Origin of the sequence: Sphingobacterium haloxyli, from assembly GCF_002980525.1 — a bacterium.
GTDB classification, from domain to species: domain Bacteria; phylum Bacteroidota; class Bacteroidia; order Sphingobacteriales; family Sphingobacteriaceae; genus Sphingobacterium; species Sphingobacterium haloxyli.
In genome coordinates, this window is sequence record NZ_PVBQ01000031.1 from 1 (window position 1) to 8919 (window position 8919).

12 protein-coding genes are annotated in these 8919 nt (G+C 39.0%); all 12 read left to right on the forward strand.

The window, feature by feature from the left end; all coding sequences use genetic code 11:
• Window positions 1–173 precede the first annotated feature (173 nt).
• Window positions 174–641, forward strand: a complete 468-nt coding sequence (locus C5745_RS19590; protein WP_207795862.1) for a VOC family protein — start codon at window positions 174–176, stop codon at window positions 639–641.
• A gap of 129 nt (window positions 642–770) precedes the next feature.
• A complete protein-coding gene (locus C5745_RS20355; protein ID WP_165793154.1) occupies window positions 771–926 on the forward strand; it encodes a hypothetical protein in 156 nt (51 codons plus the stop codon).
• A gap of 125 nt (window positions 927–1051) precedes the next feature.
• Window positions 1052–1576 carry a TetR/AcrR family transcriptional regulator gene (locus C5745_RS19595; protein ID WP_105718713.1) on the forward strand — a complete coding sequence of 175 codons (525 nt, stop codon included), beginning with the start codon at window positions 1052–1054 and terminating at the stop codon, window positions 1574–1576.
• Between the two features lie 4 nt (window positions 1577–1580).
• The gene (locus C5745_RS19600) at window positions 1581–1991 is read left to right on the forward strand and encodes a nuclear transport factor 2 family protein (protein ID WP_105718714.1); all 411 of its coding nucleotides are present in this window, start codon (window positions 1581–1583) and stop codon (window positions 1989–1991) included.
• Window positions 1992–2215: 224 nt separating this feature from the next.
• Window positions 2216–2584 (forward strand): DUF4260 domain-containing protein, encoded by a 369-nt coding sequence (locus C5745_RS19605; protein WP_105718715.1) that lies wholly within the window; start codon window positions 2216–2218, stop codon window positions 2582–2584.
• Window positions 2585–2644: 60 nt separating this feature from the next.
• Window positions 2645–2950 (forward strand): ArsR/SmtB family transcription factor, encoded by a 306-nt coding sequence (locus C5745_RS19610; protein WP_105718716.1) that lies wholly within the window; start codon window positions 2645–2647, stop codon window positions 2948–2950.
• Window positions 2951–3068: 118 nt separating this feature from the next.
• Window positions 3069–4043, forward strand: coding sequence for a zinc-dependent alcohol dehydrogenase family protein (locus tag C5745_RS19615; RefSeq protein ID WP_105718717.1), 975 nt, complete (start codon window positions 3069–3071; stop codon window positions 4041–4043).
• A 76-nt stretch (window positions 4044–4119) separates the two neighbouring features.
• Entirely contained in the window at window positions 4120–5067 is a 948-nt protein-coding gene (locus tag C5745_RS19620; RefSeq protein WP_105718718.1) for an NADP-dependent oxidoreductase, read from the forward strand.
• A 242-nt stretch (window positions 5068–5309) separates the two neighbouring features.
• Window positions 5310–6113: a helix-turn-helix domain-containing protein gene (locus C5745_RS19625; protein ID WP_133166410.1), complete on the forward strand. Its 804-nt coding sequence runs from the start codon at window positions 5310–5312 to the stop codon at window positions 6111–6113.
• Between the two features lie 53 nt (window positions 6114–6166).
• On the forward strand, window positions 6167–6685 hold the full coding sequence (locus C5745_RS19630; RefSeq protein WP_105718720.1) for a hypothetical protein: 519 nt from the start codon (window positions 6167–6169) through the stop codon (window positions 6683–6685).
• Window positions 6686–6695: 10 nt separating this feature from the next.
• The gene (locus C5745_RS19635) at window positions 6696–7823 is read left to right on the forward strand and encodes an alpha/beta fold hydrolase (protein WP_105718721.1); all 1128 of its coding nucleotides are present in this window, start codon (window positions 6696–6698) and stop codon (window positions 7821–7823) included.
• A gap of 76 nt (window positions 7824–7899) precedes the next feature.
• The gene (locus C5745_RS19640; RefSeq protein WP_105718722.1) at window positions 7900–8406 is read left to right on the forward strand and encodes a hypothetical protein; all 507 of its coding nucleotides are present in this window, start codon (window positions 7900–7902) and stop codon (window positions 8404–8406) included.
• Window positions 8407–8919 lie beyond the last annotated feature (513 nt).

The window sequence follows — 8919 nt, forward strand, 5'->3', positions numbered from 1 at the left end:
TCAGGCCGCTCTGCTGCCAGTCTGCTATCATAGCAAACATCTGGACTCTTTTTTCTTCTTTGCTCATCCAGCAAAGCTAGAAACAACATAAGATTATTCATAGACGTGGCTCACAGGGCGGATACGAAGTTTCCATTACGCGCAATTCGTTAAATCAAATAAAAAATAAAAAAATGAAACGGCTCATATTAATAATTGTAACGCTTTGCTTAACAACAGAAGCGTTTTCACAAACTAAATCAACTACTAAAAAAGAAATCAAGATGAAACTAAATGCAGGCATTATCACAGAAAAACTGGTAGAAACAAAAGCGTTTTATACTAAAACCTTAGACTTTGGTGTAACTTTTGAAAACGAGTTTTATATCTTATTGCATACACCAAATAAGGAAGCGGAAATTAGTTTCCTATTGCCAAACCACCCAAGTCAGAAGCCAATTTTTCAAAAACCATTTGAGGGTCAGGGAATGTACCTCACTATCGAAGTAGAAGATGTGGATAAAGTTTATCAAGATTTAAAGCAAAAAGGCATTAAAATAGAGATTGACATCCGAAACGAACCGTGGGGCGACAGGCACTTTGCAATACAAGACCCTAATGGTATCGGCATAGATATTGTAAAATATTCAGCACCAGAATAAACACTGGAATAATAATTAAGAACCAGTTACCGCTCCATTTCTAAAACTTTCAGCGTGTAATGAAAGGATTGGTATCCCATAGTTTTATATCAAAAGTGGGAGCGTAGTAATTTTTGATGAAGAATTGAGATGAATACATTTTTGATTATAGCGAATGTAGTAGTGCTGGCATCGGTAATTTTCCATATAATTTGGGGAGATAGAGATATTAAGTTGATTGAGCCGGACAATTCCGAACAAAAACGGTTGGATGGACTACAACAAACCATGCAATTCATTGCATGAAAAGCAAACCAGCCGGAAAGTATAGACGGCTTGATGGATAAAAGAAGCCATTTATAAAAAACAAACAGACAGACTTGTCTGTTTGTTTTTTATTCTCTACATTTGTCTTCATAAAGAATATAAACATGAGCAGCCCCAGAGAGAGAATTATGGATACGGCTTCACTGTTGTTCCGTCAACAGGGTTATAATCGCACCGGGATTAATCAGATTATCAGCGAAGCCAATGTTGCCAAAGCGAGTTTTTACCAACACTTTAAATCAAAAGACGAACTATGTGTCGCCTTTTTAAAGGCAAGACACGAATATTGGTTTTCTGAATTGATGAAATACGTGTCAAAATCGAAAACTACCAAAAAAAGAATATTTAACGCCTTTGATTTCATTCGCTATATGAACGAAATCGAAGATTTTAGGGGGTGCAGTTTTTTGAACATCTTGTCGGAAATATCAAAAGAACAAGACGCTATACTTTCAGTTATAAAGAAGCACAAAAACGACCTTAGAAAATTCTTTGAAAAAGAACTCGGAGAGGAACAACTATCCGCTCACATCTATCTGTTATTTGAAAGCTCAATTACAGAAAGCCAACTTTTTAACTCAAACGAGTTGGTCGAGAGATCAAAAAAAATCGTGAACAACCTAATTTAATACCATGGAACAGAAACATCCTTTACCTCCATTTACGTTGGAGACAGCAAAGCAGAAAATCCAAATGGCGGAAGATGCTTGGAATACCCAAAATCCTGAAAAGGTGTCAATGGCTTATACCGTTGATAGTGAATGGCGAAATCGAAACTTGTTTATTAATGGTCGGGAAGAAATTGTAAGATTTTTGACCGAGAAATGGGAAAAAGAATTGGACTACAAACTCAAAAAAGAATATTGGGCGCATACTGATAATAGAATTGCCGTTAGGTTTGAATATGAATATAGAAACAAAGAGGGTAAATGGTTTAGAGCCTACGGAAACGAAAATTGGGAGTTTGACGAAGACGGCTTAATGAAAAAACGATATGCGAGTATTAATGACCTCGAAATAAATGAGGCTGATACAACCCTATAAGTCGTAATCTTTAGCAGAATTCGGACGTTGTTCGTCAAACCTATTCAAAGCGGAGGAGGATTTCGTCGCATTTATCGACAGCACCGCCAAAAGTCTAGCACATAAAAAGAAGAAGTAAACATGCAGCGAGCGTAAATATCAATTTATCGACCTATGTCATCGTTTTTGACGGAACAGAATGTGTAATATTGTAGTTCGATCTAAAATAGCAAACCGTCACTGAAATGAAAAATTTATTAAAATTAGAAGAAATTGCAATATTTCTATTATGTATCTTTTTATTTAGCAAATTAAATTTTGCATGGTGGTGGTTTCCTGCACTACTGTTATTGCCCGACATTGGTATGATCGGATATGTTATAAGTAATAAAATAGGGGCGTTTACCTATAACCTGACCCATCATCGTTTGGTAGCGACAATAGTCGCTTTGTATGCGATTACTTATGGTAGCGATTATTGGAAACTTATTGCAATCATACTTTTTGCTCATATTGCTTTTGACAGAACTTTAGGATATGGTTTAAAATATACTGACAGTTTCCAAAATACGCATTTAGGGATTATTGGAGAGAAGAAAAGAGATAGTAATTAAAAAAGACGAAAAAGTTGTTAAAAATTTGCAGGTATTTAGATAATTACCTAAATTTGTAACATGAAATTATTAGAGATTATAAAGTCGTTATCAAATGAAACACGTTTAAATATTCTGGAATGGTTAAAAGACCCCTTTAATCATTTTCCCGAAGAGGAGTTAAGTGAATATACACCAGAGCTAGGTGTGTGTGTATCGGATATTGCCAAAAAGGCTGGTATGTCTATTCCGACTGTTTCAGATTATTTAAAAACCATGTCAGCAGCAAATATTTTGATTGCTACACGCAGGGGACAGTGGACTTATTATAGAAGAAATGAAAAGTCCATTCAAGAGCTATCAGAGTTTATAAAAAATAAACTGTAAAAAAATTTGGATGATAATTTAGGTATTTACCTAATTAGGTAAATACAAAAAACAGAAGTAATGAAGGTAGAATCACTCCACAAAACACAAAAAAGTTTAATCTAAAAATGTTATAAGTATGAAAGCAGCAGTATTAAACGAGTTCGGCTCGGTAGAAAAATTTGAACTATTAGATGTGCCAACCCCCAAACCAGGTGTTGATGAAGTATTAGTAAAAGTGATGGCAACATCAGTCAATCCGCTAGATTATCAGGTTCGGAGAGGAGATTATAAAAATGAGTTACAGCTTCCGGTCGTTACCGGTCATGATGTGTCTGGCGTTATTGTGGAAGTCGGTACAGGTGTCAAAAATTTTAAAGTTGGCGACGAAGTATATTATACGCCAGAAATCTTTAACGGAAATGGAAGCTATGCAGAATATCATGTTGCCAAGGAATCCATCATCGGTATCAAACCCAAAAATGTGAGCCATTTAGAAGCTGCTACATTTCCTTTAGCCGCCGGTACAGCCTGGGAAATGCTTTACAGCAGAGCACATCTTAAGATTAATCAAACGATTTTGATACACGGTGGTGCAGGTGGTGTTGGAGTACCAACCATTCAAATAGCAAAAGCTATTGGAGCGACGGTTTATACAACAGCGAGAGCCGTACATCACGAATTTTTAAAAGGTTTGGGTGCGGATTATATCATTGATTATACAGCGGAAAACTATATCGATGCAATTTTAGAACTGACCAATAACGAAGGTGTAGACGTGGTGATCGATACGATAGGGGGGACCACACTTTCAGATAGTGGAAAGATTTTAAGTCAAATGGGACAGGTCGTAACCTTGGTTGATATTGAACAGCCACAAAACCTGATTCACGCATGGGGGAAAAACGCTACGTACCATTTTGTATTTACCAGACAGAACCGAAATAAACTGGATGAGCTAACAAAATTAATAGAGTCCGGAAAGCTAAAACCAGTTTTAAGTAAGGTATTTCCATTGTCAGAGATTGGTAAAGCACATAGTCTACTGGAATACAGAACAGGTGATGAAAATTTCTATGGTAAAATAGGAATAGAGGTTACAAAAGAACAATAAAAACTGCCAACAAATTAACAGGGTCAATCGGTAGGCAGGATTATTGTTTGCTTACCATTACTTTAAAAACATAAAAATGAAAGCAATAGTATTAAAAGCACCCGGTGGTGTAGAGAACTTAGTCATTCAGGATATGGACAAACCAACCATTAAATCTGGAGAAGTATTAATTCAAGTTAAAGCAATAAGTATCAATCCTGTCGATATAAAAACCCGTAATGGAAAAGGAATATATGGAAGGATAAAAGATGAAAGCCCTCTTGTTTTAGGATGGGATATTTCTGGCACGGTTGTAGAAAGTCTTGATGACAGATTTCAGATTGGCAACGAAGTATTCGGGATGGTAAACTTTCCCGGGCATGGAAAGGCATATGCAGAATACATAGCGGCCCCTGCTTCGCAACTGGTTATTAAACCTAAGAACATTTCCCATGAAGTTGCTGCTGCGACAACTTTGGTCGCTTTGACTGCTTGGCAAGCCCTTGTAACAAATGCCAAAGTACATAAAGGTCAAAAAGTACTTATCCATGCGGCCTCTGGAGGAGTTGGACATATTGCCGTTCAGATTGCTAAATATTTAGGAGCTACCGTGGTTGGGACATCCTCTGCTAAAAACAGGGATTTCGTATTGAACCTAGGAGCTGATGGGCATATTGACTACAACGACTATGATTGGACCGCCCATCCAAGGGAATTTGATTTTGTTCTCGATACCATCGGAGGAAATAACATAGACCACTCTCTTGAAGTGACTAAGGAAGGCGGAGATATCATCAGCATCCCTACTGGTCTGAATGAAGAAGTAACCGCGAAAGCTGCCTCTAAAGGAGTGAAAGGCTATTTTATTCTGGTGCAATCTAATGGAGATGATATGAAAAAAATTGCTTCATTGCTAGAAGAAGGAATTCTAAAACCGCATATTTACAAAATATATAGTTTTGAACACATACAAAAAGCTCATTTACAGCAAGAAACTGGCAGGACTGTTGGTAAACTGATTATTACTACAGCAACGAAAAAGTAACTAAGGAAAAATTAGACTTTTATTTTTAACAAACAAACAGCTCAATCATCGCTACCTTTTGGTATTTGCAACGTATAACAAAGTGACAACCCAACATGTTCGTGATTTGGCAAAATTAACAGCGAATAAACAAGGAATTACGGAGAAGTCTTTAGACGGATTTACAAGAAATTAAACAGGATTATCATACATATCTATTATTTTTAGTGAACGAGGGTATTTTTTATGCACAAAACAACAATATGCACTACAACATTTCATTGCCACCAGCACACCTAAGTTCATTTGTTCAATATTTTTGGCAAGTTCAAGTGGACTTCGCAAACAAAAAGAACTTTACCCATATTTCCACGGCATCAAGCTGTTCGGGGCTGCAGTTTTATTTCGAAGGCGGATTTGGCAATGCCCAGAATAGTTCTTTCGTAAGTTTTGAGAAAGCGGCGGTTTTCCATGGCCAAACTAATAGCCCCGAGGACTTTATCACAAATGGAAGCGCGGGTATATTTGGAGTCAAATTTTACCCGTTTGCCGTGCCTTTGTTGTTCGGAGTGCCAGCCACTGAGCTTACCAATCAAATACTTACTTTGGATATCTTACTCGGAAGCGAAGGAACAGCACTGATAGAACGCATCTATACCGCCCGTGATTTTACAGAGAGAGTGGGTGCAACCAGCCAATTCCTAATTAATCAAATGGACGTCACTAAGCCCCTTGACGGAAGAATAGTAGACGCTGTACACCTAATTAATTTACGAAATGGCATTACTGATTTGGCAAGCCTGTTAAAAAAAGTATCGTTATCTGAACGGCAGTTTGAAAGGAAATTCAATGAAATGATAGGCTTTACCCCTAAATCCTACGCTAAGATTGTCCGCTTTGAATATGCTAAAAACTGTTTTGAAACTAACACCCAGTCGTTTACAGATATTGCCACATTATGTGGCTACTACGACCAGGCCCATTTTAACCGCGATTTTAAAGCCCTGTCGGGCCATACCCCAAAAGCATACCATAGGAACTATTCAGCACTAAAACCAGACGTGTAAAATACGCCGGAAATATACAATTTTCAGAGCAAACGACTTTGCACCTTTGTGTCATGCAAGAAGTAAGTCGTTTTATGAAAGTCAATATTCTAATCATTGTTCTGATCGGTTTCTGTGTAAAATCATTTGCTCAAAATGATAAAAGCCATTTATTTCCCATAGAGACGAAGCAGAAGTTTTTGAGCAAGAAATATTTCTATGAAGGCAAAAAAATTGAGAGTCCCTACGGATTGCAAATTCCCCTTTCTCAGCTTCAAGATTCGATCGTAGACGATAATTTTCTAGTATTCAAAAGATCAAGGAACACCGCTAAAATCATCAATCTGATTTCTATGGGTTTTTCATTATACGCGTATTTCGATCGCGGTAGCATATCAGGTCCTACTTACTGGGCTACAATTTGCGGCATTGGTGCGGCATCGAGCTATTTTAACATCAAATCTGACGTTCATTTGGACCGGGCTGTAAAGCGATATAATGAAGCGGTCCGAAGAGATAGAGTTGGTTTTCATTATGACAGGACTCACCATGGGCATGGAGTTTTGAGTTTCGGTGTTTTACATAGTTTTTAATTTCATCAAAATGACATTAAAAAGGCGTAAACGTAAGCTGTGGGTATCGATACTTATTCTGAGCGCGATTATGATGAGTCTCGCAGGGATAGCTTTGTATGATTCATGTCCTGTGGGATACTGGCGTTCAAGTAGCGGATATTTAACCTATAAGAAGACATACAGCAAAGCGATGGGATTACTTCCAACACCCAGTCACACCCTTGATATTCGTACCAGCTACGGAGTTGTTCGCGTATATAAATGGCAAACTGAAAAAACAGAATCCGCTGCGCCTATCATTTTAATACCAGGCCGCTCGGCTGGTGCACCGATGTGGTCTGACAATTTACCTGCTTTTCTCGCCAAACATCCCGTCTATGCTATAGATGCTTTAGGCGATGCCGGGATGAGTATTCAGACTGTCCAAATTGGGGATGGAGCCGACCAAGCCCGTTGGCTACACGAAGTTATGTCGTCCTTGCACGTAACCCAAGCGCATATTGTGGGGCATTCATTTGGAGGATGGGCTGCTGCCAATTATGCTACGCGCTATCCTGAAAAGATAGCGTCCTTGGTACTCCTGGAGCCGATTTGTGTCTTTCAAGGACTGAAGACAACGACAATCCTAAAGACGATTCCATCGGCAATTCCATTTTTGCCTAAACGCTGGCGAGAGCGGATGATAGAAGATATCAGCGGGGCGGCCGAGATAGACTACGACGATCCGGTAGCCCGTATGATAGCAGAGGGAACAGAATATTATGCCGAAAAGTTACCGGGACTGCCTGAAAGAATCACTGCCGAACAACTATGTACGTGGCAAATGCCTGTTTACGTAGCTATGGGAGCAAAAAGCGTTATGCATGATGCTGAAAAAGCAGTTGCCTTTGCTAGAGAGCACATTAAGTGCTTACAGGCTAAAGAGTGGGAGGGTGGAACCCATTCGTTGCCCATGGACTTTCCCAATGAAATAAATGCGGAAATTCTTACTTTTATATCAGCGGTTGCTCCGTCAACCCCATCTTCCTCCTCGGCAGCCCAATCTCATGCTCTTGCGGATAAGGCGTACGATCCGTCATACCCTCATCCTCGCGAATCTGGCCATGCACCTTACACTGGCTGCCGCGGTCGTAGTTGTGCCGCGGGTCCGGGGTAAACATCAGCTTGAACCTCCCATACTTTATAAACCAATCTTTTTTAGTATCTTAGAAGAATAACTAAACACCATTATCATGTTCAATTTTTTTCGGAAGAAAGACAAAGCTCGAGAAAAGCAAGTAGAAACAGAAGATCCGCGGCATGAGGCCGTAGCAGAAAGAGGAAGAGAACTCGCTGAGGTTAGTAGGAAAAGAGAAGAAGCAGGTATACCACAGTACGCAGAATCACAGGAAGACCTCACCACCGTGATGTACGTATTTACCGAACAGTGGGATTACGCCATATTTCGGGCAGGTATCGACGTTCCCCTTCACGACGACGGCAGTGTGCGGGCTACCTTGAAAGAAGACCGTTTCCTTCAGCTCAGTGAAGGCATCCATATACACGTTTCGCAATTAAAGGCCGTTGATTTAGACAAACTAGAGGTCGAAATTAGTTTTAATTTCGACCGGAACATGCGGAGAAATCTACGAGCTGATGATGTTATAGAAAAATTACAGAGTCTTCGTAAGGGCGATTCTACTTATTTTCGCATTGACAGTGCTTTTGTAGAGGAGATGAGGAAGGATCTAGAACGGTAATAATAACTGATTTGATCCTCTATCTTGTCACAAATATTTACCAATAGCTATCTCTCTGGTTATCGTTGCTATTTTTTTAGTATAAAAGAATAGTGTATTTGCGTCTATACTATAATAGCGTCCAACTTTAAAGTGACCAATTGAAGCTCGCTTCAACCAAAGAATTTAAAGCTATGAGCAAGATCTTAATGTATCAATCAAAAGATAATCGAACCCAGATTGAGATACAATTTGATAAAGGTACTGTCTGGTTAAATCGGCAACAGATATCTTCGTTGTTTGATAGGGGGACATTACATTGGTAAGGATATAGGTAACGTGTTTGCCCAAGGAGAATTAGAAGCCGGTTCAGTTGTCGCAAAAATCAGTGATCGTACTTTTCCAATGAGGCTGTCTAAAAAGCCTTTTAAAAAAAGATCCCCGATACGGCAAAGTGTCGGGGATTTTTATTGTTTGTCCTAAAAAATGGTTATTTTTAGGTGCACCCAAACAATATGGCAAACATACTATTCA

What these genes read in the sequence shown, in the direction of transcription:
- C5745_RS19630 (WP_105718720.1), top strand. Translation starts at nt 6,167, where the DNA reads ATGCAAGAAGTAAGTCGTTTTATGAAAGTCAATATTCTAATCATTGTT.
- C5745_RS20355 (WP_165793154.1), top strand. Translation starts at nt 771, where the DNA reads ATGAATACATTTTTGATTATAGCGAATGTAGTAGTGCTGGCATCGGTA.
- C5745_RS19625 (WP_133166410.1), top strand. Translation starts at nt 5,310, where the DNA reads ATGCACTACAACATTTCATTGCCACCAGCACACCTAAGTTCATTTGTT.
- C5745_RS19600 (WP_105718714.1), top strand. Translation starts at nt 1,581, where the DNA reads ATGGAACAGAAACATCCTTTACCTCCATTTACGTTGGAGACAGCAAAG.
- C5745_RS19610 (WP_105718716.1), top strand. Translation starts at nt 2,645, where the DNA reads ATGAAATTATTAGAGATTATAAAGTCGTTATCAAATGAAACACGTTTA.
- C5745_RS19620 (WP_105718718.1), top strand. Translation starts at nt 4,120, where the DNA reads ATGAAAGCAATAGTATTAAAAGCACCCGGTGGTGTAGAGAACTTAGTC.
- C5745_RS19615 (WP_105718717.1), top strand. Translation starts at nt 3,069, where the DNA reads ATGAAAGCAGCAGTATTAAACGAGTTCGGCTCGGTAGAAAAATTTGAA.
- C5745_RS19640 (WP_105718722.1), top strand. Translation starts at nt 7,900, where the DNA reads ATGTTCAATTTTTTTCGGAAGAAAGACAAAGCTCGAGAAAAGCAAGTA.
- C5745_RS19605 (WP_105718715.1), top strand. Translation starts at nt 2,216, where the DNA reads ATGAAAAATTTATTAAAATTAGAAGAAATTGCAATATTTCTATTATGT.
- C5745_RS19595 (WP_105718713.1), top strand. Translation starts at nt 1,052, where the DNA reads ATGAGCAGCCCCAGAGAGAGAATTATGGATACGGCTTCACTGTTGTTC.
- C5745_RS19635 (WP_105718721.1), top strand. Translation starts at nt 6,696, where the DNA reads ATGACATTAAAAAGGCGTAAACGTAAGCTGTGGGTATCGATACTTATT.
- C5745_RS19590 (WP_207795862.1), top strand. Translation starts at nt 174, where the DNA reads ATGAAACGGCTCATATTAATAATTGTAACGCTTTGCTTAACAACAGAA.